This is a genomic window from Pseudomonas sp. Xaverov 83, assembly GCF_019352905.1.
Lineage (GTDB): Bacteria > Pseudomonadota > Gammaproteobacteria > Pseudomonadales > Pseudomonadaceae > Aquipseudomonas > Aquipseudomonas yamanorum.
Genome location: NZ_JAAAFU010000081.1, coordinates 90,308 through 114,304 on the forward strand (window position 1 = coordinate 90,308; position 23,997 = coordinate 114,304).

Below are 23,997 nucleotides of genomic sequence, written 5' to 3' on the forward strand. Positions count from 1 at the left end.
GCCGGGCTTTTTGGTTTTAAGCCAACTTCACCAAACACCCCTCAAGAATATCCAGCCCTTCCTCCAGCACCGCCGCCTCAATCGTCAACGGCGCCAGCAGGCGGATGATGTGCCGTGATTTACCGCTGGGCATCAGCAGCAAACCCGCCTCGCGGGCCAGGGCCAGCAGTTGGGTCAGCTGTTGTGATGCCGGGCTGCCGTCGGCATTGGCCAGTTCGATACCACGCATGGCGCCCACGCCGGTCAAGCGGCCGAGGTACGGCGAGAGCTTTTTCGAATGCCATGATTCATAGCGGCTGACGATGGCTTCCTCCTGCTGCGTGCCCCAACTTTTCAGGTGTTCATCAGTCATTTCATCCAGGGTCGCCAACGCCGCCGCGCAAGCAATCGGGTTGCCGGAATAGGTGCCGCCCAGGCCGCCTTTGGGCAGGTTGTCGAGCAACGTTTTGCGACCGACTACTGCGCCGAGCGGCACACCGCCGGCGATGCTTTTGCCCAGCAGAATCAGGTCCGGCTCGATCCCCAGGCGTGAGAACGCGAAGCGCTGGCCGGTACGGCCGAAGCCGGACTGAATTTCATCGGCAATCAACAGGATATTTTTCTCGTCGCAAAAGCGGCGCAGGGCCTGGGCGAATTCCATGTCCAGGGTCAGGAACCCCCCTTCGCCCTGCACCGGCTCGATGATGAAACAGGCCACGTCGTCGACGTCGATTTCCACGCTGAACAGGCGGTCCATTGCCTTCAGCGCTTCGCCGCAGGTCACGCCGTTGTCGCGGCTGGGGAAGGGCAGATGGAACACCGGCCCTGGCAATACGCCGACTTTTTGCTTGTAGGGCGCGACCTTGCCATTGAGGTTGAGCGTCGCCAGAGTGCGCCCGTGAAACGCCCCGTCAAAGGCAATGACCGCGGTGCGACCCGTCGCACCCCGGACAATTTTCAAGGCGTTTTCTGCGGCTTCTGCGCCACTGTTGGTGAGCATGCCACTGACCGGGTAATCCACTGGGATGAACGCGGTGAGGCGGTCCATCAGTTCGATGTAGGGGGCGTGAGGCGCGGCGTTAAAGGCGTAGTGGGTGAGTTTGGTCGCCTGCTCGCGAATCGCCTCGACCACACGCGGATGGCAATGACCCAGGTTGAGCACGCCGATGCCGCCGACAAAGTCGATGTAGCGCTTGCCCGTGGTGTCCCAGACTTCGGCGTTCTTGCCGTGGCTGAGGCTGATGGGGTGGACGATGGAAATCGACTGGCTGATGGTTTCGCGGCTCATGGATCCGGGACTCAAGAATGGGAGGCGTCCTTTTATCTAAGCCGTGAGCCGCCTTGTCCCGCAAACGAAATAAAGTCGCCGGGTCATTATTAAAAGTCGGGATGTGCTGTGAGGTACTCCACCATCCAGCTCAAAAAAGCCTGCACTTTTGGAATCCCCCCGGCATGTTCGGCATGGGCGATAAAGTGCGCGCCGGCGCTGGGCATCGTGTAATCCCAAGGGATCATCAGGCTGCCGTTCGCCAATTCCTCGGCCACCAGATACTGCGGCACCAACGCCACGCCATACCCCGATTGCGCCGCGCGAATGCACATGTAGAACGTGTCGAAGCGCGGCCCGTGGTAGCTGTTTTGCGAGTGCAGGCCTTGTTTCAGAAACCACTCGTGCCAGGCTTCCGGACGCGAGGTGCATTGCAGCAACGTGTGACGGGACGAGGCGTCGCTGCCAACGGTCACAAACCCGGGGGCGCAAACCGGCACCACGGCTTCGCGAAACAGCTCGATGCAGGTCGCTCCCGGCCACGACCCCTGTCCGAAGAAGAACGCGATATCCGCCTTGGCCTGCAACACGTCGAACGGCTCCAGTTCGTTGCGCACGTCCAGGTGGATATTGGGATGGCGCGCGGCAAAATCCTTGAGCTTGGGCACCAGCCAGCGGTCACCGAAGGTCGGCTGGGTGGCGATGCGCAGCACTTCGGTTTCGCCACCGTAGGTCAGGATGTAGCGGCTGGAAATATCCACCTGGTTGAGGATCTTGCGTACTTCCTCCAGGTACAGCGAGCCTGCCGGCGACAGGTACAAACGCTGGCGCACCCGCTGGAACAGCGGGTGACAGAGCATCTCTTCCAGCTGCGCCACTTGCTTGCTCACCGCACTCTGGGTCAGGTGCAGCTCTTCGGCGGCGCGGGTGAAGCTCAAGTGGCGGGCGGCGGCTTCGAAGCACTGCAGGGCGGTCATCGAAGGGGTCAAGCGTTTTGAGATCACGGAATCGCAGATCCTTTCAAATAGCCGAGTTCATTCCAAATCGGAAGGAGCCTAAGCCTAAACGTCGTTTGTGGCCAAGGTGTAAAGCCGTTGATACTGACCGGCAACACTATAAACGGCGCGGGTTTGTGGCGCCGAATAATAAAGACCGACAGGGAGCGCCTTGCATGAAGCACATCAAATCCACGTTGGCGGCATTCACCGCCGCCGCAGTATTGGGCTTGGCCGGCAGCGCGCACGCGGGGGCGACCCTGGATGCGATCCAGAAAAAGGGGTTTATCCAGTGTGGGGTCAGCGATGGGTTGCCGGGTTTCGGCGTGCCGGACGCCAACGGCAAGATGACCGGCATTGATGTGGATGTGTGCCACGCCGTCGCCGCCGCGCTGTTTGGTGATGCGTCGAAAGTGAAGTTCAGCCAGTTGACCGCCAAGGAGCGCTTCACCGCGTTGCAGTCGGGCGAGATCGATCTGATTTCCCGCAACACCACCTGGACCAGTTCCCGCGACGCCGGCATGGGCATGGTGTTCACCGGCGTGACCTACTACGACGGCATCGGGTTCCTGGTGAACACCAAGCTCGGCGTGAAGAGCGCCAAGGACCTGGACGGCGCGACCATCTGCATCCAGGCCGGCACCACCACCGAGCTGAACGTCTCGGACTACTTCCGCTCCAACGGCCTGAAGTACACGCCGATCACCTTCGACACCGCCGACGAAAGCGCCAAGGGCCTCGAAGCCGGCCGTTGCGACGTGCTGACCACTGACCAGTCGGGCCTGTATGCCCAGCGAATCAAGATGGCTCACCCGGATGAGTTCGTGGTGTTGCCGGAAGTGATTTCCAAGGAGCCGCTGGGCCCGTTGGTGCGCAAGGGCGATGACGAGTGGTTCAGCATCGTCAAGTGGACCCTGTTCGCCATGCTCAATGCCGAGGAAATGGGCATCACCTCGCAGAACGTCGAAGAGCAAGCCAAGTCCAGCAAGAACCCGGACGTTGCCCGCCTGCTGGGGGCCGACGGTGACTACGGCAAGGACCTGAAACTGCGCAAGGATTGGGTGGTGCAGATCGTCAAGCAAGTGGGCAATTACAGCGAAGTGTTCGAGCGCAACATCGGCCAGGGCAGTGTGCTGAAGATCAAGCGTGGCCTGAATGCGCTGTGGAGCAATGGCGGCATCCAGTACGCGCCGCCGGTTCGCTGAAGGTTTTACTCAGACACGGTGTCCTTGCCCGCCGCCTTGGAGCGATACAACGCCTGATCGGCCCTGGCCATCAGGCTTGTGGGTGATTCACCAATGCTTCGCTCCACCACGCCCAGGCTCAGCGTTACCTTGAAGTTGCCCACGGCGGGCAGCTCCTTGAGCGCACCGCGCATCTGCTCGGCCAATTTCCGCGCGGTTTCCAACGTGCTTTTGGGCACGATCACCATGAACTCATCACCGCCCCAGCGGGCCAGCAAGTCGCCGTGGCGCAAGCAGGCTTCCAGACGTTGCACCACATGCACCAGGGTTTCATCACCGACGGCATGGCCGTGTTGGTCGTTGATCGGCTTGAAGTCATCAATGTCCATGGCAATCAGCGACAGCGGCAGGCGAAAGCGTTGGGCGCGATCGCATTCTTCCAGCAAGACCCGCTCCAGCCGGTAACGATTGGCCACGCGGGTCAACGCGTCACGTTCGGCCAGGGAGCGATTCTCATCCAGTTGCAACTGCAGTTGTTGATTGACCCGCGACAGCTCGCGGGTGCGTTCGGCCACCAGGGCTTCCAGGGATTGATTGCGTCGTTCCAGCTGTTCGATGGACTGTTTACGTGCCTGAATGCTGCGGTGGGCACCGACCATGCGCGCCACTGAACCGTCGTCGTTACGTGCGATCACGTAGCCACGGTCTTCGATCCACAGGTAGGAGCCGTCTTTCTTGCGGCAGCGGTATTCGGCTTGATAGTGAGTGGTGCGACGGTTGATGTAGTTATCGAACAGCACCATCACCTGAGGGTAGTCATCCGGATGAATCACGTTTTCCCAGGTGAATACGCTGTTTTCCAGGGAGTGATGGGCGTACCCGAGCATTTCGTACCAGCCGGGGTTGCGGTAGACGAAACCGGTGTTGGCGTTCCAGTCCCAGATCCCGTCGCTGACCAGCTCCATGATGGCGTGCAGCATGTCGGCGTTGAGGTCGGTAAAGTCGCTCCTTGAGGGTTCTTGGCCGGATGTATCGTCCATTGCGCGCTCCTTGCGTGGGCTGGCTCTCATGGCCAGTTACTGTTGACGCCGATACTCCGTGGCTGGCGGTACTGTACAACGGCGCTTTGGCGCTTAGAAAGGGGTGCTTTGGTCTAGCTGGGGTTGTGGCCTAGGGCCACTATTTATTGAGCGTCAGCCTTTGATTGGGCGCCACCATCCTCGTTTTGGGCGCCCCATTGGCATTGTGCTGATAGATCGCCTCAGGCTGCCCTTGCTGGTTAAAAAACACCTGGCCGATCCCGGCAGAGTTCCACAGCCGCTCGCCCGCCTCGGCGTGTTCCGGAATATGCGGCACAACCTGCATGGGCCTGCGTCGGGTCAGCCAGTTCAGCGGCGAGCGAGGCGAGTAGAGCCAGCGATTGAGGCGGTCGAACCATTCCAGCAACCGCGGTGGGAATTCATTCTTGATGCCGCTGCTGGTGATCTGCCAGATCTTCGGGCCCGCATTGCGGTGGCGGATCAGTACTTCGTAGACGAACGAGTAGTGCACGTCTCCGGACAGGATCACGTAGTTGCCCGGGGTGCGGGAATGGCGAAAGATGTTGAGGATCACCTGCGCTGCACCGCGATGGGCCATCCAGTTTTCCGCGTCCACCAGCAGCGGGTAGCCGCACCAACTGAAGGCCTTCTGCACGGTCTCGATCAGCTTGACGCCAAAGATGGGCGCGGGTGAAACGATGATCGCCGAAGGGTGATCCAGCAGTTCCTGTTGCAGTTCGCTTAAAGCTTCCCAGTCCAGCAGGCCCGACGGTTGCTTGAGGTTGAACTCACTGCGCCAGCGCCGGGTGCGAGTGTCGAGTACTACCAGCGCAGGCGTGGTGGGCAGCACGTAGTGCCATTGCTGGAACGTTAACAGTTCGTCTACCAGCTCATCCTGAGCGACCGCATCCAGGTAGTTGCCATGGGCTTGGGTGGTCAGGGCCAGGGTTTTGCCTAGCACTGTGTCAAACGCATCCGGGTTATTGCCCCAGCCCTGGCATAGCATGTAAGCCAGCAGCGCGTTGCCGATGATGCGCTTGGAGAACGGGTGGCCGTAGGCCGTTTCTTCCCATTGGGCGCTGAGGTTCCAGTCGTCGGTGATGTCGTGATCATCGAAGATCATCAGGCACGAAAGGTGGGCGAATACCCTGGCCACGCCACCCAGGCCGTCCCGAAACTTGTCGATCTGCACTTGCTCGTGGGCGTAGCGTACGTGCCCTTCGGCGCGCAGTTGAGGCGCTTGCGGGTTGATCAGGCCCCACGGCACGGGCGACCAGGCGAGCAAGTACATTGCCATGACTTCGGCGAAGGTCACCAGGTGGTTATCGGCGCTGCTGCTGGTAAAAATCGGCTTCTTCACGCCGCCAAAAAAACGCTCACGCAAGGTCTCGTTGCTCTCCAGGGCGGGCAACAGATCGGCTCGATGGTAGTAGCTGGCGGCATGCTCATAGAGTGCTGCGCTGTTGTCGACGACGGCACCGTCGAGGTGTTCGTCGAACAGGCCGAGGCGTGTGATCAGCGCATGAATGGCTCGCAGCATTGGCCCTGCGACATCGTCGGCATAGACCTGGTCGCCGCTCATCATCAACAGGGCCGGGCGTTCTTCGACAGTGGTCGACTCGGCCAACAGCCGGTCAACACATAGCAAACCTTCATCGGCGCGGTGGTGAGGCTTACGGCATGAGCCGTGTACCAATTGGTGGATATGGCTGTGCAGGACGAAGTTGGGGCCTGAGGCACCCGGGTAGAGCAGGTGGGGCGCCCACTCTGCGATGCCGGCCCCGTTTACCAGCAGGTCGTAGCCGATGCTCACGTCCTGAGGCAGTGCCTCGGCCAGTGGCACATCGATCAGGTGGATAAAGGCCTGGCGCCCGACAGGTATGACCTGGCAGCAGCTGGCGTCCAGTTCGATATCCAGCGTCTCGCCTTGGGCGACTTGCAGTCTCAGGGTCAATGCCAGGGCACGACTTCCTACCAGCCACATCACGAGGCGCTGGGGCTCCAGACGTCGTAGCAGCGGGCCAGCAAGTACGGCAGGAAGGTGGGCGGGTTGTAGCATGAAGGCCACGGCTCATTACAGGTTGGGGGCAAAGGGTAACTCAATGGATGTCAGTGTTTTGTCAAGGCATGAACCCAGTGAGAGGGCAGCGCTGCTGCCCTCCAGTTGGAGAGTCAGGGCAGGCGGCCGCCGCCGAGGTTGTCCAGGCCGCCGGAGTTTTTACGACCCCGGTCGCTGGACGAGGCGCCGTTGTAGTCAAGGGTATCCCTCGCTTCGGCGAACGGTTCAAGGCTTCGCTTGTTTCGTACCGGCGCAGGTTGTTCAGTGGAGACAGAGGGGGTGGGCAATTGTGCAAAGGAGCTGTTCATAGCATCGATCATGGCGATGTTCCTTTTTAAAAGAGAGGCTGTCTGCATTGATAGCCAGCGCTATCAAGGAGAGCGAGAAATTACGCATCCCCTGGTTGCCTCGCTATAAACGTCTCGCGTCAAATTATGACGTTGTCAGGTCCACCTTCTTATGGGGTTCATGGGTCGTGACGGATGCTTCTCCCGACGTCATCAGCCAGCGCATTACATCGGCCAGTGCCACGCTGTGTTGGCGCTCGACCCATCGCACACCCTGCGGGCTGTACTGTTCAACATAGCGACTGAGGATCAGCCGACTCTGGTCGCCAGAGAGATGCAAGCGCGTTTCCCGGCAGAGCAGGGCGTTGGCGCCGCGTCTGCGGACCTGATGTTGCAGAATCAGGGAGCTTGAATCAGAAATCATCGCCCGCTCCCTTTGCGCAATCATCGGCCCGGGGCGACGTCGCCCCCTGCTTGCCCTCCAGCACAAAGGCCGCGCGGTGTTCGGCCACCACGTTACGCAAGGCGCTGTAGTAGTCCGGCAACTTTTGCAGGCTGTCGGTCAGCGGCAGCAACGACGCGCGCGTATCCACCGTACCGCCTACCAGGCTGATGGTGTCCAGGGTTTGTACGGTATCGCTGTCGCCCAGCGGCGCCACCAGGAAGTTCAAGACCTTGCCCGCCGCATCGCGGCTGTTGCCGGTGCCCAGCAAAGGCAGTTCCACGATCGGGCCGTTGCCAATCCCCCACACGCCAAAGGTCTGGCCGAAGTCAGCGGTGTGACGGGGAATGCCCAGCGGGTCCGACACATCAATCAACCCGACGATTCCCACGGTGGTGTTCACCGCAAAGCGTCCCAGCGTGTTGACCGAGCGCCGAGGGTTGCCTTGCAGCAGGTCGTTGATAAATACCTTGGGCTCGCTGAAGTTGCTGGCGAAGTTATGCACACCCTGCTGGAAAAAATCCGGCAGGTATCGGTAGCCGCGGGCTACAGGCGCCAGGGCATAGTCGTCCACCGCGCGGTTGAAGGCGAAGACGCCCCGGTTGACCGGCTCGGCAGGGTCATACACCGGGTAGGAAACCTGTGCGCAGCGTGTAGTAGTCGCCACGTTGGCCGGGCTTGCGCAGCCCGTCAGGTAAGACACGGTCAGTAACAGCACGGCCTGGCGAGCCAGGTGCTGGGGGTACGTCAGCGAACGCATAAGCACAGTCTCCGGAAAAAGGAGACCGATGCTGGCATTCGAGGCTTGCGCAAAGATGTCTGCTTTATTGCGCCGTTGACGCTTTATTGCACGATTGAAATATATGACGGGCCGCCTCGAATGGTTTTAGATGGCGCATCCACAAGACCAAGTGATGCCCACCGGTGAGCCATCTTTTAATCGTGGACGATGACCTTGAGGTCCTCGCCCTGCTGAAGAAATTTTTTCTGCAACATGGCTACACGGTCGAGACCGCCGCCAATGGCGCCGAGCTGTGGGCGGCCATGGAGCGTACGCCTGCCGACCTGATTATCCTCGACCTGATGCTGCCGGGGGATAACGGCCTGTTGCTGTGCCAGCGCCTGCGCCAGCAATACGCAACACCAGTGATCATGCTGACCGCCATGGGCGAACTGAGTGATCGCGTGGTGGGCCTGGAAATGGGCGCCGATGACTACCTGAGCAAACCTTTCGATGCCCGTGAATTACTTGCCCGGGTGCGCGCCGTACTGCGTCGGGCGGGTGAAAACCGACCGACGTTGGGCGACGTGTCGCGCCCGCTGATTCGTTTCGCCGGCTGGCAACTGGACCTGACGCGCCGTGAGTTGCGCTCGCCGGACCAGGTGATGATCCCGTTGTCGTCCGGGGAGTTCGACCTGCTGCTGGTGTTCGTCGAACACCCGCAGCGCGTGCTCACCCGCGAGCAATTGCTGAACCTGGCGCGGGGCCATAGCCATGACGCGTTCGACCGCAGCATCGACGTGCAGGTCAGCCGCCTGCGACGCAAGCTGGAGTTCGACACCAAGCGCCCGGCGATGATTCGTACCGTGCGTAACGGTGGTTACCAGTTCACCGTCGCGGTGACCCGCTCATGAGCCGCTTCAAACCCCGGGACACCGTGGCCCGCTGGATTGCCCTGACCATCCTGATTGCGATGCTCACGGCGATGGCCTTCAACGCCTTGTTCGTGCAACTGGCCGGCGTTTGGGCCAGGCCGCCGTTGAGTGAAACGGGCCTGTTGGAAAAGGTCGCGGTGATCGTACGGATGATCGAAGCCGCGGAGCCTTCCCAGCGCCCACCACTGACACAGGCGGTGGGTGACGACAGTTTCAACGTGAGTTGGTCGGCCACCCGCGCAGGTATTGATGTGCCGATTCTGGAAGACCCGGTTTTTCATTCCGATCAGCTGTTTAAACAGCTACTCAAGGGGCCGGAACGGCGAATGGAGGTCTATGAGCCATCTGATTGGCCAGGCCCCGGCGGGCACTATGTGCTGATGGTGCAGCTGGTTGATCAATCGTGGCTGGTATTCAGCGCGCCGTCCCGCAGTTGGGGCCTGGCGGAGGGCCCGCGCAGCCTGGTGGTGCTGATGCTGGTGCTGATTTCCACCGCGTTGGTCACGCTGATTGCCACCCGGCGTCTGGCCCGGCCATTACAGCATTTCACCCAGGGCGTGCGCCGTTTCGGCGCCGACTTTCGTGCGCCGCCCGTTGAGCCGGTCGGCCCCCACGAAATTCGCCAGGCGATCCTCGCGTTCAACGGCATGCAGGCGCAGTTGCAGCACTTCATCCAGGACCGCACCCAGATGCTCGCCGCGATTTCCCATGACCTGCGGGCGCCGCTGACCCGCCTGCGCCTGCGGGGTGAATTTATCGAGGATGCCGACCAGCAGCACCGCCTGTTCCGGGATGTCGACGAGATGCAGGCGATGATCAACACCGCGCTGGAATTCTTTCGCGACGATGCGCGTCTGGAACAGGCCACCCAACTGGACCTCGCTGAGTTGCTGCAAACGCTGATTGACGATTACCGCGACCAGTCCATCGACATCACCTTCAATGGCCCGCCACGGCTGGTGTATTTCGGTCGCCCGCTGGGGCTCAAGCGAGTGATGACCAACCTGATGGACAATGCGATCCACTACGGGCGGGCGCCGGAAATCGAACTGCAACAGAGTCCGGGCGTGGTGACGATACGGGTACTGGACCGTGGCCCGGGCATCCCGCAGGAGCAGCATGAGCAGGTGTTCCTGCCGTTCTTTCGGCTGGAAGGCTCACGCAATAAAAGTACCGGCGGGGTCGGTTTGGGGCTCTCCACGGCACGGGCGATTGTCTTGGAACACGGTGGAACGCTGACGTTGGAGAATCGCCCGTGTGGCGGGTTGGCCGCCGTGGTGGTGTTGCCGGTTTAGGAAGGCTTAAACCCTCACGGCAAATTGCCTTTTCCCAGATCAGTCAGATTACCGCTATTCGACTGAAAACTTTGCTGGCTGGAGCTGCTACGCGAGGGCTCATCGTTTGGTTTGGGGGCCGGCTGAACAGGTTGGACGGGTTGAGTGGCTTGAGGCGAATGAGTGGGTTGATTGAAGGATTGGATATGGAAAGCGCTGCCAATGATTGGAAAGGACATAGATGTTGGCTCTCATTAGAAAGGACGTGAAGTGCGCATTCACCTCCCTTTGAGTGCGTCCTGATCAGTGGCCCTGGCCCGGTCCAGCGTTCCGGGCCTCTGGGTTTCCATTTGCTTCGCCGTCTCGATGAGGCGCAGTTTCAAGCCGGCTTGGGCACCGTAAACCGAAACTCACTGCCCCGCCCCAACTCACTTTCAGCCTCGATCCGCCCGCCGTGGGCCTGCACGATGCCTTGGGTGATGTACAGCCCGAGGCCGCTGCCGGTGGGATTGTTTTCGGTTTGAGTCCAGTAGCGATCAAACACATGAGGCAACTGATCAGGGGCGATCCCTTCGCCGGAGTCACGCACCGAAAACACAATCTCTTCGCCATTGCTCAACGCACTGATGCCGATATTGCCCTGGCGCGGGGTGAACTTGATGGCGTTGCCGATCAGGTTCGACAGCACCTGGAACAGCCGCTCCGGGTCGGCATTGATTTGCAGCCCGGGTTCGGCATTGAAGGACAGGTCGATGCCCTTTTCCATCGCCAGGGGCGCGAGCAGTGAATAGGCCTCTTCGAACATCTGGCTCACGTCCAGCGCCACCGGCTTGACGGTGTAGCGCCCGGCTTCGATCTTCGAGGTGTCGAGCAAATCTTCCAGCAGCACATTCATGCGCCCGGCGGCTTGTTGCATGGTGTCGATGGCCGAGGAAATCCGTCGCGAGGTGTGTGGGCCATCGGAACTGAAGGCCTTTTGCATCATGCCGCAGAGCATCGAGATCACCGTCATCGGGTTGCGCAGGTCGTGGGAAACCACCGCCACCAGCTCATCCCGAGCGCGCACGGCCTGTTGTTCACGCAGCACCTGGCGGGCCAGGTCATTTTCCAGGGCCGAGCGACGCAGGTCGTTCGCGGCGAAGCGGTCGCCGTGGCTCCATTTGGTGGAAATGCCGGCCATCTCCACCTTCCAGATTTCAAACGAAGTACGCGGGCGAAGGTGCAGGCCCGCGTCGGTGCTTTCCAGGTCCAGGGGTTTGTTCGGGTCGCCGCTCCAGTTGATGTTTTCCTTCACTTCGGGGCGAAACCACAACACACCGTTGTCCACCGGCTTGGGCAAGCTCATGGCCAGCACACCGCTGGCGACGTGCTGATATTCAGCTGCCGGTGGGTACACCGAGGACAGGTTATGGCTGGCAAACACCGGCTGCCCGGTTTCTTGCAGCCACTTGTGCAGGGCGCGGATTTGCGCAGGTTCCGGGCAGTTGCCGTAGCGGTGCAGTTGCTTGTCTTCGATGATCGCCACACCGCCAGCGAGGGTCAGGTCCATCAGCAGTTGCGGGCGCTGCGCCAGGCCGTCGAAGACGTTCGCGGGTGAGGCCTGCATGGCCTGGCTGAGCAAGGCCAGGGCTTCGACTTTTTCTTCGCGCTGGCGGCTGAGGTCCAGGGCTTCCATGGCACTGATCTGCAACGACAGCACTTGGCCAATGGTCTGGCACGCGGTGCGCAAGTCATTGGGCACCAGCAGCGGCTGGCGGTTGCCGCAACTGATCAGGCCCCAGAGTTTGTCGCCGGACATCAGGGAAATGCTCATGGACGACAGCACCCCCATGTTTTTCATGTACTGGCAGTGAATCGGCGACACGCTGCGCAGGGTAGCGAAGCTCAGGTCCAGTGGCTGGCCGGTGTCCGGGCGCAACCGGGGCACCAGTGGCACAGCCTCATAGTCGGCATTGGGGATGATCCGCAACCAGTTGGTGCGGTACAGCTCCCGAGCTTGTTCGGGGATGTCGGAGGCCGGGAAGAACAGGCCGTTGAACAGCTCCATGGACGGGGCCGACGCTTCGGCGATCACCTGGCCGTGGCCTTCTTCTTCGAAGCGATAAATCAGCACGCGGTCGTAGCCGGTCATGGCCTGGATTTCGTTGACGCTGATTTCATACAAGGCTTGCAGGGTTTTCGCCGCCTGCAGGCGTTGCAGCATCTTGCCCAGGTTGCTGGTCCGGCCATTGAGCGCCCGCGGCTGGAAATCCTTGAGCCGTGGCTCGAACTCCAGCACCAGCACATCCTGATGGCGGTGCAGCAACCCTTCGAACTCCGAGCCGTTGAGGGTCATATGCAGCGGCGGGGCATCAAAAAAGCTGTTTTGCGTGACCATGGCCTGGACGGCTTCGGCATGTTCAATGCCGATCAATGTGTGCAGCGGCTGGTCCAGCAGGGATTCCGGTGAGTGGTTGAACAGTTCGGCTACGTTGGCGCTGACCTGCACGATATGCAGGTCCGGCTCGGACAGAGTCAGCAGTGCACCGTGGGGCTGGATGGCCCCCGGGAAGCGGATGGGTTCGTCTGCACAGTTGGCAAGCAGTTCTTCAAAATCTTCGGGTTTCATAGCAGTACCTCCTGGCTGTCGAGCCATTGCTCAAAGCAGCTGAATGTCGAGCGGGCCGCGTTCACGGCGCGCAGTTTGGCGTGCGCGTCGAGGGGCACATGGCTCAGGTAATTGAGAAAGTCTTTCCAGCGCCGGCCGGTTTCAGCGCCATACACATTGAGAAACGCGCCGCCATTGTCGGCATCCAGTCCCAGGCGCCCGGCCATTTCCCGGCGCAGGATCTGCCCACCCAGAGTGGCGCCTTCCACCACGTAAAGCGCGCCCAGGCAGGCGGCGGGTGTGTCCAGGGGTGGCAGCGATGAGCAGTGGGGGAGCACCGCGATGGCTTGGTCGTCCAGGCCCAGGGCGTGGAGATCCCCCAACAAGGTTGGCGTCTTCAGACGCAGCACCTGATCAAATCCCGCAGGGATCAAACCGCTGTCGTTCAGCGTTGCTTCCAGAGGTTTGTAGAACCCGTAGTAGGCCTGGAGCAGGCGTCGGTAGCCGTCGTGATTCAGCTGCGGAGAGAAAAACGGCAAGCGCTTTTCCAGGGCGACGTGCAGTAACGCAGTACCCGAGCGCAGGGCTTCAAGTACAGGTGGCGCACCAACGTCATGGGCCTGTGAATGCATTCAGTAAACTCGAACTGGGGGCCTGCTGGCCATGTAGGGTTGCCTGATAACTGACCGCAGGAACTGCCGCGAAGTTCGGGTTAGCTGATATCGCGATGCTATCAATGCATGGGCGGGGCCTGTACCAGGGCCGACTGCACGCAATCGAGCAGGCGCTGGGTGGTCCATGGCTTGGGCAGGAACCGCACGGTGCTGCCCAACTGCGAAGCCATTGCGGTGTTGCCCGAAGTCAGTACCACGGGCAGCGTCGGCCAGCGATGGGCGACTACCTTGCTCAAATCGTAGCCATTGAGCAAGCCGGGCATCTGGATATCGCTGACAATCAAGTCTACCGGATCACTGGCCCGCTCCAGAAAAATCATTCCTTCGTCTGCGGAAGGGAACGAGGTCACCACCGCGCCGAAATCCTCCAGTACATCCACCATCAACGAGCGAATGATTTCGTCGTCTTCCAGCACCAATATCGATGGCTGAGCCATGATCCTTACTCCACCATCCGGGTTAAGTAAGGTGGAGTGGGGCGCCGTTGATTAGGTTCGATTGGATGTGTTTTATGCGATGGGTGGTCATTTGGTTGTCTTGGCGTTGCGTCAGGGCAGGGCGCTCCACTTGCGAAACCTGCTAGAAGCGTTCATCCAGCAGCGCCGGCAACGTCAGCTCCTTGACGAAACTGGCGCCGGACAGGCTCAAGACCATACGCACCACCTGCACCACGTCATGCACCGGAACCAATTGGCCCTCACCGCGCTGTTCGGCCTGGGTGCGTGAGGTGCTCAAGGAATCTTCGGTATTCAGATAGCCCAGGTTCAGGCAAGTGACGCCCAGGCGCTGCTGGCGATAGCCTTCACGCAGCGCATCGGCGATGCCGCGCAAGGCGAATTTCGAGGCGCCGAACGCCACTTCGGGCCGGCCGCTCTGAGGCAGTCCCGAGGTCGAGCCTGTGAGGATGATGCGCGGCTGGGAGCTCTTCATTAACACCGGCAGCAGCCGCTTGATCAACAACAGCGGTGCGGTGATGTTGCAACTGACGATGGCTTCCAATTGCGTGTCCTCGTCGGTGAGAAAGCTATAGGCCGGATCAAACGCCCGCTCCTCCCAGATGCCCAGGTTATAGATCAGTGTGTCCAGCCCGCCTGCCGCCACAGCCTGTTCGATGACGTGCGCCGCGTGGCCAGGCACGCCAAGGTCTGCTTCCACCCAGCGCACCTCGGCGCCAGTGCTGCACATCAAGGGATCAGGGCGACTGCGGGACACCCCGATCAGCGTATCCCCAACCCCGCCCAGCCCTTCCATCAAGGCCCTGCCCAATCCTTTGCTTGCACCGACCACCATGGTTTTCATCGCTTGTCTCCTGAACCGCTGTGCCGAGAGGAGCGGGCATGCAAGCAGAGTGGTGGGGTGATATCAATTGAGTGGCTGTTTCCAGATGTTAATCTCAGGTGTTTCAACGATCCCGGGTTGCCTCATGCTCACTGTTATCCGACTTGCCGCCGCGCCCGACGCAGTGTTTTTACCTGCAATAGAGCGCAGTGCGGCCCAGTCCTTTCGTGCGATCGAATCCTTGGGCTGGCTGGCCGATGCCGAGGTCATGAGTGTTGAACGTCATCTGCAGTTGATCGCGTTGGGTACGTGTTGGGTGGCGGTGGATGCTGCTGGCCAAACCCAGGGTTTTCTCAGTGCACAGATGTTTGATGACGACCTGCACATCCATGAGCTGTCGGTGGCGCAGGTCATGCAGGGCCGTGGCGCAGGGCGGCAATTGCTTGAGGCCGTGATGAATGAGGCTCGCTCGCGCCGGTTGCGGGCAGTCACCTTGACCACATTTTGCGACGTGCCCTGGAACAGCCCGTTTTATCAGCGGCTGGGATTTGAGCAAGCACATTCGCTGGCGCCGGATCATCGTTTGGCAGAGGCTCTGCGTGAGGAGTATCGTCACGGTTTTGCGCCGGGCAGTCGCTGTGCCATGTCATGGCAGGTCCCCAGCTGAACCGGCACATCGGATGGAAAGTTACCTATGAAGTACGTCGTATTATTCAGCCTCGCCCTGATTGCCGGTCTCGTGAGCCTACCGGCAGCGGCGGCGGGAGATGCCGAAGCCGGTGGAAAGCTGTTCAGCAAAACCTGCGGCGGTTGCCATAGCGTCGGCGAAAATGCACGGGGCGGTTTCGGGCCGCAACTCAACGGCATCATTGGTCGACCGGCTGGCACCACCACTGACTATCAGTATTCAGATGCGATGAAAAATTCAGGCGTGGTCTGGACGCGGGACAAGCTGGCCGCCTATATCGAGGCGCCGAAAAAGGTGGTGAGCGGCACCCGGATGATTTTCTGGGGGATCAGCGATCAGGAGAAGATCGACAATTTGCTGGCGTACCTTGCGACATTTCAGGCGCAATAAACACCGATCCCAAGACAAGGATTTCACCCCATGGTCGCACCGCGTATCCGGGCGCTTGCCCTTTGTATCTTTCACCGCAACGGTCGAATTCTGGTTCACGAATTCCAGGATGCGGTGAAACAGCAGACAGTCTTTCGCCCCATCGGTGGCGGCATCGAATTCGGTGAACACAGCGCCGAGGCCATCGTGCGAGAAGTCCAGGAGGAACTGGCGCAGCCGATTCACAGCCTGCGCCTGCTCGGCACGCTTGAAAGTATCTTCACCTACGACGGCAACCCCGGGCACGAGATCGTCCAGGTCTACGATGGCCAATTTGAGGACCAGAGCCTGTACGAGCAACCGTACCTCGACGGTGCCGAAAGCAATGGTTTTGCGTTCAAGGTGAGTTGGAAGGACAGCTCAAGCTTTACTGCGCAGTCGCCACTGGTGCCGGAAGGGCTTTACGCGCTGCTCAAAGGCGCCGCACTACTGGATTGACGGCACGCATCCCGATAATGCCTCGGGGCCTTTCCTGTTACTCGCTTGAAGGCATTGCTGAACGCGCTTTCAGACCCGTACCCCAACGACAGCGCTAACACGCCCACTGACAGATTCCCCTCGCGTAACGCTCGTTGCGCAAGGCGCATGCGCCACTCGGTCAGGTACGCCAGCGGTGGCACCCCGGCAACGCTCTTGAAGTATTGCGAAAAGGTAGTGCGCGACATTGCAGCCGCCGCAGCCAGTTCTTCCAGCGTCCAGGCACTCCCCGGCTCGCTGTGCATCAAGCGCAGCGCGGGGGCCAGGCGCTTGTCGCTGACCGTGCGCAGCCAGCCTTCGGGTAATACGCCCGAGGTCTCGACGTAGGCCCGCAGGATCTGGATAAACATCAACTGCGCCAGTTGCGCCGATGCCAGACTCGCCCCGAGCAAATTGGCTTGCCCCTCATGTGCCAACTGGCCGAGTAGCCATTGCACGATCGCCGCCTGCGGCGCCGTGGCCCGCACGTGGATCAGAGGAGGCAGTGCGTTGGCCAGCAGTCCGCCACTTTCCGGATCCAGTTGCACGTAGCCGCCGATTTGCACACAGCCCTGGCCGTCACCGATTTGCGGGAAGCGACCGGCGTCAGCGAATAATTGCCGCGCTTCCAAAGGCGTGACCGACACATCGCCCGCAAGCACAAACGCGCGTTGTGCACACAGCAGGAACACGTCGCCCGCCTCAATCAATACCGGCGCAGCCTCGCCATCCAGGCACAGCCAGCACTGCCCCTTCACCATCCCGAAAAACTTGATCTTGTCCGGCGCCGGAAAACGCAGGGCCCAGGCGCCGCCCGCGCTGAAGCCGCCGGTCATCACCGACTGAGCATTCACGAAGGTGAGAATCTCGGAAAACGGGTCGCTGTGCATATCCGTACTTTTACGCAGGTAAACGGGATGTTCGAGTATTCAGAGTACGGCTTTCCGGGCGTAGCGTGTTAACCACACGTCTAATGGAGGCTCTGTCATGCCCACAGCACAAAAACCGATCCATAGCGGCTATGGAGCGGCAACCACCGCTGCCGAAATAATCCGAGGCGTTGATCTCTCGGGCAAGGTGGCGATTGTCACGGGTGGCTACTCCGGCATTGGCTTGGTCACCGCCCGTACCCTGGCCGCCGCTGGCGCACACGTGATCGTCCCGGCGCGTGACTTGGTCAAGGCACGCGCCGCACTCAAACCTTATCCACAGCTGCAACTTGAACCCCTCGACCTGATGGACGCCCACTCCATCGAGCAGTTTGCCGAGCGCTTTCTGGCGACTGGCCGCCCGCTGCACCTGCTGATCAACAACGCGGGCATCATGGCGCCGCCGCTGAGTCGTAACGCCCAAGGCTACGAGTCCCAGTTCGCCACCAACCATCTCGGGCATTTCTTGCTTACCCAGCGCCTGTGGCCGGCCTTGCAACGCGCCGAAGGCGCGCGGGTGGTGGCGCTGTCCTCACGGGGACACGTGCACGGTGCCGTCGACTTTGACGACTGGAACTTCGAGCGCCAAACCTACGATCCATGGAAGGCTTACGGTCAGTCCAAGACCGCCAATGCACTGTTCGCCGTGCATTTGGACACCCTCGGTGCGGCCAGCGGGGTGAGGGCGTTTGCGGTTCATCCTGGCGGAATCATTACCGACCTGGTGCGGCATATGAAGGCTGAAATCCTGCAGGCTTCGGGCTATGTAGACGAGCACGGGAAACCGGTGATCGACCCTGAGCGGAACATGAAAACCCCGGAGCAAGGCGCGGCCACCAGTGTGTGGTGTGCGGTGAGCGGGCAGTTGGCGGGAATGGGTGGGGTTTATTGTGAAAACTGTGATGTGGCGGTTGCGATGAGTGCGGAATCGGAAGAACACCTGGGTGTCAGGCCGTGGGCAGTGGATGCGGGGTTGGCACAGCGGTTGTGGACACTCAGCGAACAGCTTGTCGCAGGACGGTAGGCCGCGGTGTGGGGTCAGCGCGCTGACCCCATCGGCCCATCAAGAACCCTGCGGTGTCTCCCCGCGCGCCAAACGCGCATTGATGTCCTCGATCACCGCCGGCAGTTCGACGATGGTGTCGATCAGGTAATGCGGCCGAGAGCCCTCGAACATCTGTGTAATACGCGCGCGCTCCAGCGCCAGCTCAGCAGCGGGCAGTGCCTTGTATTGCTCATAGGTCAAACCCAGTGCATTGCCCGAACAGGTCAACGCCACCGTCCACATGCCTGCGCTGCGGCCTTCCAGAATCCCCGGCCAGGTGTCGTCGACCTTCACGCACGCGGCCACATCACTGATGCCCAAGGCAATCACGTTGGCCAACGCCTGCGCCGGATGCGGGCGCCCGTTGGGCACCTCGTCGGTCGCCACCACATGGTCGGCGACGTAGCCATTCTGCCGCGCCAGCTCGACCACCTTGGCCATCACCACCGCCGGGTACCCGGAGCAGGAGCCGATCTTCAAACCCTGTTCGCGCAGGTTTTTGATCGCCTCAAGAGCCCCGGGAATAACCGCCGAATGCAGCGCAATTTTCTCGATCTGCAACGGCATGAAGCGTTCATACAGTGCGGTGACATCCTCATCGGTTGGCAAGCGATCAAACACCGCCCGATAACGCTCGGCAATCTGCGGCTGGTTGCACAAGGTTCGGATGTGATCCCACTTGCCCATGCCCATCGGGCCGCGCGCTTCCTCCAGGGAAACGGCGACGCCGAACTCGCCGAACGCCTCGACAAAAATCTGCGTGGGGGCGAAGGAGCCGAAGTCGACGACAGTGCCGGCCCAATCCAGGACCACGGCTTGCAGCTTGGAAGGTTGTTGGTAGTGCATGGCAAGTCTCCATTTTCAGATGTGAGCAGGCCGTCCCTCTGTCGAAGAAGAGGTAAGCGCCTGGTGAGGGGTTAAACGGGTAAGGCGATCAGGTCACCGGGATCGGGCTGGCCTCGAATAGCTCGGCGATCATCGGTCGGTTGCGTCGGATCCCCAGGCAACACAGGTGGTAGTCGATGAAAAACGGGTGGTCGACGAAGGTGATGGGTGTGGTGCCCGGGGTTTCGGCGTATTCCACAGCGGACACAAAACCGATGCCGATGCCTTTGGAGATTGCGTGCACGATGGCTTCGCGACTGTTCAACTGCATCACGCAGTTCACGGCGACGCCCTGGCGCTTGCAGCTTTCTTCCACCAGTTGCCGGGTGCGGGAGCTTTTCTCGCGCATCACCCACTTTTCGCGGCTGATCTGTTCCACGTGCACCTCTTTCTGTTGGGCCCATGGATGGTCATCGCGTACCACTGCAATGATCGGATAGCGCCGGTAAAGCTGGGTATCGAAGCGCTGGTCGAACTCCGAAAGGGCCAGGATCGCCACGTCGATATCGAAGTTGAAGAGCCGGTCCAGGGTTTCCTTTTCCGGGGAAAACGAGGTTTCCAGTTCGATGTCCGGGTGGCGCTGCATCAGCTCGTAGGTCAGGTTCATCGCGATCGGCGGCGACACCGCGCCCAAGCGCAGCAGCCCGGTCTTGCGCTGCTTGAAACTCTGCAACAGTTGCATGGCTTCATCCTCCTGGCCGAACAGCCCCTGGGTGATTCCATAGAGGGCGTGCCCGGCCGCGCTCATCTCGATAAACCGCCCGCGACGGTGGAACAGCTCCACCGAGAACTGCCTCTCCAGCCCATTGACCTGCTCGCTGACGGTCGGCTGGCCGACGCTAAGGTACTCGGCGGCGAGGGTGAAACTGCCGGTCTTCGCCACCGCATGAAACGAGCGCAGCCACTTGTGGTACTGGTACATAAAGAGTCCTGTTCCTGAGGTCCGCCGGGCCGGTCATCAACGTCGGATAAACAACGCTACCGCCGCGCTGCACAGGCAGGCCGAGGTCACGACGATGAAGATCAGTGAGGTGTTGCCGGTACTGTCGAGCATACTGCCGATCAGCGGTTCCGCCAGGCCGGCGAACAGATAGGATGAGAAGTTCATCACGCCCGTGGCCGTACCCGCACGCTTGGCACCCACCAGGTCCGGGCACAACGCCCAGAAACTCGACGCCGGACCGTATACAAAGAACCCGCAGAGGAACAACGCCACCAGGCCGATTGCGCTGTGGGGCGGCAGGCTCCACATCCACAGGCTGGTGGCGGCGCCGAGGAACATGTAGAGCATGATCGCCAAGTAGCGTTTGGAGCCGAACAGCTTGTCCGAGACCCAGCCATTGCTCAGGGCGCCGATGGCCATGCCCACCGGCAGGGCCACGGTGATCCACTTGGGGTCGATCATGCTGTCGCCGCTTTTCCAGTTGGCCCCGAGGAAGTGCACCGGCACCCAGACGATCAGGCCGTAGCGGGCGGCGTTCTGGAAACCCAGGGAGATCGCGGCGATGATCAGCCGCGGATTCTTCAGCACCGCTTTGTAGCGCTGCGCCGAGGATTCGACTTCGCCGTGGGCCACTTCATGATTCTTGTCTTCGGCATTCGCCACGCCGGTATCGGCCAGGGGCTCGAAGCCCATGTCTTGAGGCCGCTCGCGGGCCACCAGGTAGAAAATGATGCCGCCCGCCAACATCAACAGCACCGGCAGGCGGAAGATCCAGCGCCATTCCAGTTGGAACACTTCCAGCACCACGATGGAGGTGACGTACGACAGGACCGAGGCGCACCCGGCGGCGAACACATAAAAGCCATACACCTTGCCGCGCTCGCCGGCGCTCCACCAATTGGAAATCAGCCGGCTGCCGGGCGCCCAACCGAGGGCCTGGAAGTAACCGTTGATGCCCCACGGCAGGATCAACCCGGCAAAGCCGCTGGCGAAACTGGTGACCCAGTTGGCCCCGCAGGACAGCACCGCGCCAAGGGTCATGATGCGGCGCCCGCCGAATTTGTCGGCGAGGTTGCCGTTGATGGCCTGGCCAATCGCGTAGGCCCAGAGCATCGCGGCCGAGGCCCAGCCGAGAGTTTCCTTGGTCAGGCCGAACTCGGCCTGGATCCCGGGGATGGCAAAACCAAAGGTCTGGCGGCCGGTGTAGAAAAACAGATAACAAAACATCGCTGCCAGCAGCATGCGCCACTGGGCAACGCGGAACGATGAAGTACGGACGGCAGGAACAGGCAGCACGTGTGCACGATTCATGATGTTTTCCTTATTGTTATTCGCCCCGGCGACCGCAGCCGCCGGGGGGCACTCTTGATAGGTGCAACAGGAAACGACCGAATTACGATGAGTCTAGGCCGCTTGCGCGCCGATGAAATTCTTGCCGCGTGCGCCTTGCAGGGCAAAGCGGATCATCGCCTCGGCCTCGCTGGCATTCACGCCGTAGTCGGCAAACTCGGTCTTCACGTCCAGGCTATGGAGGAAGTCGCGCAACTGCGTCTGGGCCTGGTGCAGGTCGGTGCCGAATATGCGTTGCAGGGTGCGGTCACGCGCGGCGTCATGCCCCCATGCCAGGCCCAGCACCAGCGGCAAGGTGAAGGAGCAGGCGATGCCGTGGGGCAAGCCGTGGTGCAAGGTCATTTCGTAGGAGATGGAATGGGCGAGGGCGGTCTTGGTATTGGAAAAGGCCAGGCCGGCTTTCAATGCCGCCAGCGCCATCCGTGAGCGCAGCTCCTGGTTGCCGAGGTCGCGCCGCAAGCGGGGCAGGCATTCCAGGATGTCTTCGATGGCGGAGATGGCGAAGGTGTCCGAGATCGGATTGGCGTTGATATTCCAGATCGACTCCAGCGCATGGGACAAGGCATCCAGTCCGGTGGACACCGTGACTCCGGCCGGTACCGTCAACATCAACTGCGGGTCAATGATCGCGACTTTCGGCCAGGTACAGTCCAGGTGCAGCGAATACTTCTTGAGGCTCGCGGAATCCCAGATCGTCGCCCATGGTGTGACTTCACTGCCGGTGCCGGCGGTGGTCGGTGCGGCAATCAGTTGCTTGTGACGGGCGGGCACGAAAGGTTTTCCGGCGGCCAGTAACGCCAGCAACTCGTCGAAATCCCCCGATTCGGTGCCGACGATCAAGGCCTTGGCCGTATCAATGGCGCTGCCCCCGCCGACGGCGACCACCACCTGGCAGTCACCGGCCTGCTGCCAGAAGCGCTCGTAGGTGTCGCGTAGTTGAGCCACGTCGGGGTTGGGCTGCACGTCTTCGATCACGTACACCAGGCGGTCACCCAGCAGGGCCTGGATGCGGTCTACCAAACCGAGCTCGCGGGCTTCGGGGAAGGTGACAAGGGCGACGCTCTGGCCTTCGGTGAGGGTGGCGAGTGCTTGCAGGCAGCCCCAGCCGAAGCGGGTGTCTACCGGGTTGTGGAAGCGGGCAGTCATGGCGGGTTCCTGGTTTTTGTTATTGGAAGTGCCGCCATAGTCGGGGAGGGTGAGGTGGACCTCAAATCGATAGATTGGGGGGATGGATTGGCTGGGCCGATATGAAAAAAAAGCTCAACGGAGACTGAAGTGCGGAGTTAACCTCCGTTGCCACTCTTGGGGGAAAGTTTATCCTTTACTACATCAGCTATGACATCGACTACTTTGTGGCCGATTTTGATTGCCTCTTCCGGCCACATAAGCGCTGCAGGTTTATTGGTTTCAGCGGGTTCATTCGATAATTTGACGAGTATGAAGATAGATCCCATTGGCATGACTGCCAATAGCCATAACACCATATGGTCTACATGCCGGTAAGGGTGGTTGTTAGCCCAATACAAGTAGTAAAGAAACGCTATAAATAACAGGCATGAAACAAAGGCTACTGAGCGAAACAACAGTTTTCGATGAAGGATTCTGGTTTCACCTTCCTTGAGCAGTTTTTCATTCCAGTCGGCTTGCGCCTTGTTTCTTTCAACAGGGTCGCCCGATGGCGGGACAAGGGAGCGCTTCATGGCCTCGTCAGGGTTGTCTTCTGACCCGCCCATATCTTCGCCTTTCTTTTGCGCATTGCTGGCGTTGCTTGGATTCATCGCGCCTCCTTGGCTGTTGTTTAGATTAGTAGTCTGAGAGGTAACCGAGGTTGATCAATCTATATCTCATCGCGGCCTCAGAAACCCCAAGCTCACGCGACATGGCCCCGACATCCCGGTTGTAGCGCGGGATGATCCAGTCGACCACTTCTTTTGGCATGAGCAGTTCGGCAGCGAATGCGTTGGCCTCCTGCTCTTTATAATGATCAGCATGAGTCGAGTAATTTGCGGAGTTATCCCGCATCGACCTACCATGGTTGAGCACCATATGACCCAACTCATGGGCAATCGTGAACCGTTGGCGCACCCACGCATCATCGGGGTTGAAGCGGATCGTGGGCCTTCCGTTTTCATAATCGAAACGTCCGCTCAGGTCGCTCCAGATCATGTCAGGGTCCGCAAAGACGTCGGCCCCCATACTTATCGCTAACGCTGAAGGGTCCACCGGGATCTGGCGATTCCAGTAGCGAGCCAGGATAGCCTGGGCTTGGCGAACTGGCATAAGCGACCTCCTCCTTACTGGTTGCCCCCTATGTCAGGGGGCGAGAATGATACAGAACACTGTGGGTAAATACAGGAATAGCGGGTGCGGGACCTCTATATAGGCATCGCGAAATCGAAAAGAAAATTGAGTGATGCTATGGCCCCGATGGGTTTCCAAGCAACGCTGGCTGCACACCACGACAAAGTAGTACCTCCTGCTGAACCCTGAAAGCGTGGCACTTTAGCCGGTGTATTGCAAAGAGTGTGGTTTACAGTGGCCTGGCTGCTG

Annotated in this window: 25 protein-coding genes; 7 read left to right on the plus strand and 18 right to left on the minus strand. The window is 60.5% G+C overall.

Annotation, left to right across the window (positions count from 1 at the left end; genetic code table 11):
- Positions 1-16: 16 nt before the first annotated feature.
- Both K0H47_RS26690 and K0H47_RS26695 read right to left on the minus strand, forming a co-directional pair.
- Positions 17-1,267, minus strand: a complete 1,251-nt coding sequence (locus tag K0H47_RS26690; RefSeq protein WP_219273890.1) for an aspartate aminotransferase family protein — start codon at positions 1,265-1,267, stop codon at positions 17-19.
- Positions 1,268-1,356: 89 nt separating this feature from the next.
- Entirely contained in the window at positions 1,357-2,223 is an 867-nt protein-coding gene (locus tag K0H47_RS26695; protein ID WP_218169064.1) for a LysR substrate-binding domain-containing protein, read from the minus strand.
- A 194-nt stretch (positions 2,224-2,417) separates the two neighbouring features.
- Between K0H47_RS26695 and K0H47_RS26700 the strand changes: the two genes are divergently transcribed.
- Entirely contained in the window at positions 2,418-3,446 is a 1,029-nt protein-coding gene (locus tag K0H47_RS26700; protein WP_063033031.1) for an amino acid ABC transporter substrate-binding protein, read from the plus strand.
- 5 nt (positions 3,447-3,451) lie between these two features.
- On the opposite strand, the gene K0H47_RS26705 is transcribed toward K0H47_RS26700, so the two are convergent.
- From K0H47_RS26705 to K0H47_RS26725, 5 genes are all read right to left on the minus strand, one after another.
- Complete coding sequence (locus K0H47_RS26705) at positions 3,452-4,465, minus strand: diguanylate cyclase domain-containing protein (RefSeq protein ID WP_201141049.1); 1,014 nt, start codon at positions 4,463-4,465, stop codon at positions 3,452-3,454.
- A gap of 139 nt (positions 4,466-4,604) precedes the next feature.
- Complete coding sequence (locus tag K0H47_RS26710) at positions 4,605-6,524, minus strand: alkaline phosphatase D family protein (RefSeq protein ID WP_219273891.1); 1,920 nt, start codon at positions 6,522-6,524, stop codon at positions 4,605-4,607.
- Positions 6,525-6,637: 113 nt separating this feature from the next.
- On the minus strand, positions 6,638-6,844 hold the full coding sequence (locus tag K0H47_RS26715) for a hypothetical protein (protein WP_063033028.1): 207 nt from the start codon (positions 6,842-6,844) through the stop codon (positions 6,638-6,640).
- A 112-nt stretch (positions 6,845-6,956) separates the two neighbouring features.
- Complete coding sequence (locus K0H47_RS26720; RefSeq protein WP_081253212.1) at positions 6,957-7,235, minus strand: hypothetical protein; 279 nt, start codon at positions 7,233-7,235, stop codon at positions 6,957-6,959.
- The gene (locus K0H47_RS26725) at positions 7,225-8,013 is read right to left on the minus strand and encodes a VacJ family lipoprotein (RefSeq protein WP_063033026.1); all 789 of its coding nucleotides are present in this window, start codon (positions 8,011-8,013) and stop codon (positions 7,225-7,227) included. The genes K0H47_RS26720 and K0H47_RS26725 overlap by 11 nt, the downstream gene beginning before the upstream one ends.
- 164 nt (positions 8,014-8,177) lie before the next feature.
- Here K0H47_RS26725 and K0H47_RS26730 point away from each other — a divergent pair, with 164 nt between their 5' ends.
- Positions 8,178-8,888 (plus strand): response regulator, encoded by a 711-nt coding sequence (locus tag K0H47_RS26730; RefSeq protein WP_023659139.1) that lies wholly within the window; start codon positions 8,178-8,180, stop codon positions 8,886-8,888.
- On the plus strand, positions 8,885-10,204 hold the full coding sequence (locus tag K0H47_RS26735; protein ID WP_219273892.1) for an ATP-binding protein: 1,320 nt from the start codon (positions 8,885-8,887) through the stop codon (positions 10,202-10,204). Before K0H47_RS26730 ends, K0H47_RS26735 begins: the two co-directional genes overlap by 4 nt.
- 358 nt (positions 10,205-10,562) lie before the next feature.
- Here the strand turns inward: K0H47_RS26735 and K0H47_RS26740 are convergent, their stop codons facing one another.
- The 4 genes from K0H47_RS26740 to K0H47_RS26755 all read right to left on the minus strand — a co-directional run bounded on the left by K0H47_RS26740 (position 10,563) and on the right by K0H47_RS26755 (position 14,743).
- A complete protein-coding gene (locus K0H47_RS26740) occupies positions 10,563-12,791 on the minus strand; it encodes an ATP-binding protein (RefSeq protein WP_219273893.1) in 2,229 nt (742 codons plus the stop codon).
- Positions 12,788-13,402 (minus strand): biliverdin-producing heme oxygenase, encoded by a 615-nt coding sequence (locus tag K0H47_RS26745; RefSeq protein WP_063033023.1) that lies wholly within the window; start codon positions 13,400-13,402, stop codon positions 12,788-12,790. The genes K0H47_RS26740 and K0H47_RS26745 overlap by 4 nt, the downstream gene beginning before the upstream one ends.
- 101 nt (positions 13,403-13,503) lie before the next feature.
- Positions 13,504-13,881, minus strand: coding sequence for a response regulator (locus tag K0H47_RS26750; RefSeq protein ID WP_063033022.1), 378 nt, complete (start codon positions 13,879-13,881; stop codon positions 13,504-13,506).
- Between the two features lie 142 nt (positions 13,882-14,023).
- Entirely contained in the window at positions 14,024-14,743 is a 720-nt protein-coding gene (locus K0H47_RS26755; RefSeq protein WP_219273894.1) for an SDR family oxidoreductase, read from the minus strand.
- A 124-nt stretch (positions 14,744-14,867) separates the two neighbouring features.
- Here K0H47_RS26755 and K0H47_RS26760 point away from each other — a divergent pair, with 124 nt between their 5' ends.
- From K0H47_RS26760 to K0H47_RS26770, 3 genes are read left to right on the plus strand one after another with little or no spacing between them, the layout of a single operon-like run.
- Entirely contained in the window at positions 14,868-15,389 is a 522-nt protein-coding gene (locus tag K0H47_RS26760; protein WP_219273923.1) for a GNAT family N-acetyltransferase, read from the plus strand.
- Positions 15,390-15,416: 27 nt separating this feature from the next.
- Positions 15,417-15,800 (plus strand): cytochrome c family protein, encoded by a 384-nt coding sequence (locus K0H47_RS26765; RefSeq protein ID WP_003210355.1) that lies wholly within the window; start codon positions 15,417-15,419, stop codon positions 15,798-15,800.
- A gap of 30 nt (positions 15,801-15,830) precedes the next feature.
- Complete coding sequence (locus K0H47_RS26770) at positions 15,831-16,277, plus strand: NUDIX hydrolase (protein WP_063033019.1); 447 nt, start codon at positions 15,831-15,833, stop codon at positions 16,275-16,277.
- Here the strand turns inward: K0H47_RS26770 and K0H47_RS26775 are convergent.
- Positions 16,241-17,185 (minus strand): AraC family transcriptional regulator, encoded by a 945-nt coding sequence (locus K0H47_RS26775; protein ID WP_093201448.1) that lies wholly within the window; start codon positions 17,183-17,185, stop codon positions 16,241-16,243. The two genes, K0H47_RS26770 and K0H47_RS26775, sit on opposite strands and share 37 nt — an antisense overlap.
- A 97-nt stretch (positions 17,186-17,282) precedes the next feature.
- Here K0H47_RS26775 and K0H47_RS26780 point away from each other — a divergent pair, with 97 nt between their 5' ends.
- A complete protein-coding gene (locus K0H47_RS26780; RefSeq protein WP_063033017.1) occupies positions 17,283-18,248 on the plus strand; it encodes an oxidoreductase in 966 nt (321 codons plus the stop codon).
- A gap of 39 nt (positions 18,249-18,287) precedes the next feature.
- Here the strand turns inward: K0H47_RS26780 and phnX are convergent, their stop codons facing one another.
- The 6 genes from phnX to K0H47_RS26810 form a co-directional block, all read right to left on the minus strand.
- Entirely contained in the window at positions 18,288-19,115 is an 828-nt protein-coding gene (phnX, locus tag K0H47_RS26785) for a phosphonoacetaldehyde hydrolase (RefSeq protein WP_093201440.1), read from the minus strand.
- Positions 19,116-19,203: 88 nt separating this feature from the next.
- Positions 19,204-20,076 carry a LysR substrate-binding domain-containing protein gene (locus K0H47_RS26790; RefSeq protein WP_219273895.1) on the minus strand — a complete coding sequence of 291 codons (873 nt, stop codon included), beginning with the start codon at positions 20,074-20,076 and terminating at the stop codon, positions 19,204-19,206.
- A 36-nt stretch (positions 20,077-20,112) separates the two neighbouring features.
- Positions 20,113-21,408, minus strand: coding sequence for an MFS transporter (locus K0H47_RS26795; RefSeq protein ID WP_063033015.1), 1,296 nt, complete (start codon positions 21,406-21,408; stop codon positions 20,113-20,115).
- Positions 21,409-21,501: 93 nt separating this feature from the next.
- Positions 21,502-22,593 (minus strand): iron-containing alcohol dehydrogenase PsrA, encoded by a 1,092-nt coding sequence (gene psrA, locus K0H47_RS26800; protein WP_219273896.1) that lies wholly within the window; start codon positions 22,591-22,593, stop codon positions 21,502-21,504.
- A gap of 137 nt (positions 22,594-22,730) precedes the next feature.
- Complete coding sequence (locus K0H47_RS26805) at positions 22,731-23,225, minus strand: hypothetical protein (protein ID WP_177025465.1); 495 nt, start codon at positions 23,223-23,225, stop codon at positions 22,731-22,733.
- A 25-nt stretch (positions 23,226-23,250) separates the two neighbouring features.
- Positions 23,251-23,727 carry an ImmA/IrrE family metallo-endopeptidase gene (locus K0H47_RS26810; RefSeq protein WP_063033012.1) on the minus strand — a complete coding sequence of 159 codons (477 nt, stop codon included), beginning with the start codon at positions 23,725-23,727 and terminating at the stop codon, positions 23,251-23,253.
- Positions 23,728-23,997: the final 270 nt, after the last annotated feature.

Bases quoted from the DNA above. Each gene is read 5' to 3' on its own strand.
- K0H47_RS26690 (WP_219273890.1), bottom strand. From the start codon at position 1,267: ATGAGCCGCGAAACCATCAGCCAGTCGATTTCCATCGTCCACCCCATC.
- K0H47_RS26695 (WP_218169064.1), bottom strand. From the start codon at position 2,223: ATGACCGCCCTGCAGTGCTTCGAAGCCGCCGCCCGCCACTTGAGCTTC.
- K0H47_RS26700 (WP_063033031.1), top strand. From the start codon at position 2,418: ATGAAGCACATCAAATCCACGTTGGCGGCATTCACCGCCGCCGCAGTA.
- K0H47_RS26705 (WP_201141049.1), bottom strand. From the start codon at position 4,465: ATGGACGATACATCCGGCCAAGAACCCTCAAGGAGCGACTTTACCGAC.
- K0H47_RS26710 (WP_219273891.1), bottom strand. From the start codon at position 6,524: ATGCTACAACCCGCCCACCTTCCTGCCGTACTTGCTGGCCCGCTGCTA.
- K0H47_RS26715 (WP_063033028.1), bottom strand. From the start codon at position 6,844: ATGATCGATGCTATGAACAGCTCCTTTGCACAATTGCCCACCCCCTCT.
- K0H47_RS26720 (WP_081253212.1), bottom strand. From the start codon at position 7,235: ATGATTTCTGATTCAAGCTCCCTGATTCTGCAACATCAGGTCCGCAGA.
- K0H47_RS26725 (WP_063033026.1), bottom strand. From the start codon at position 8,013: ATGCGTTCGCTGACGTACCCCCAGCACCTGGCTCGCCAGGCCGTGCTG.
- K0H47_RS26735 (WP_219273892.1), top strand. From the start codon at position 8,885: ATGAGCCGCTTCAAACCCCGGGACACCGTGGCCCGCTGGATTGCCCTG.
- K0H47_RS26740 (WP_219273893.1), bottom strand. From the start codon at position 12,791: ATGAAACCCGAAGATTTTGAAGAACTGCTTGCCAACTGTGCAGACGAA.
- K0H47_RS26745 (WP_063033023.1), bottom strand. From the start codon at position 13,402: ATGCATTCACAGGCCCATGACGTTGGTGCGCCACCTGTACTTGAAGCC.
- K0H47_RS26750 (WP_063033022.1), bottom strand. From the start codon at position 13,881: ATGGCTCAGCCATCGATATTGGTGCTGGAAGACGACGAAATCATTCGC.
- K0H47_RS26755 (WP_219273894.1), bottom strand. From the start codon at position 14,743: ATGAAAACCATGGTGGTCGGTGCAAGCAAAGGATTGGGCAGGGCCTTG.
- K0H47_RS26760 (WP_219273923.1), top strand. From the start codon at position 14,868: ATGCTCACTGTTATCCGACTTGCCGCCGCGCCCGACGCAGTGTTTTTA.
- K0H47_RS26765 (WP_003210355.1), top strand. From the start codon at position 15,417: ATGAAGTACGTCGTATTATTCAGCCTCGCCCTGATTGCCGGTCTCGTG.
- K0H47_RS26770 (WP_063033019.1), top strand. From the start codon at position 15,831: ATGGTCGCACCGCGTATCCGGGCGCTTGCCCTTTGTATCTTTCACCGC.
- K0H47_RS26775 (WP_093201448.1), bottom strand. From the start codon at position 17,185: ATGCACAGCGACCCGTTTTCCGAGATTCTCACCTTCGTGAATGCTCAG.
- K0H47_RS26780 (WP_063033017.1), top strand. From the start codon at position 17,283: ATGCCCACAGCACAAAAACCGATCCATAGCGGCTATGGAGCGGCAACC.
- phnX (WP_093201440.1), bottom strand. From the start codon at position 19,115: ATGCACTACCAACAACCTTCCAAGCTGCAAGCCGTGGTCCTGGATTGG.
- K0H47_RS26790 (WP_219273895.1), bottom strand. From the start codon at position 20,076: ATGTACCAGTACCACAAGTGGCTGCGCTCGTTTCATGCGGTGGCGAAG.
- K0H47_RS26795 (WP_063033015.1), bottom strand. From the start codon at position 21,408: ATGAATCGTGCACACGTGCTGCCTGTTCCTGCCGTCCGTACTTCATCG.
- psrA (WP_219273896.1), bottom strand. From the start codon at position 22,593: ATGACTGCCCGCTTCCACAACCCGGTAGACACCCGCTTCGGCTGGGGC.
- K0H47_RS26805 (WP_177025465.1), bottom strand. From the start codon at position 23,225: ATGAATCCAAGCAACGCCAGCAATGCGCAAAAGAAAGGCGAAGATATG.
- K0H47_RS26810 (WP_063033012.1), bottom strand. From the start codon at position 23,727: ATGCCAGTTCGCCAAGCCCAGGCTATCCTGGCTCGCTACTGGAATCGC.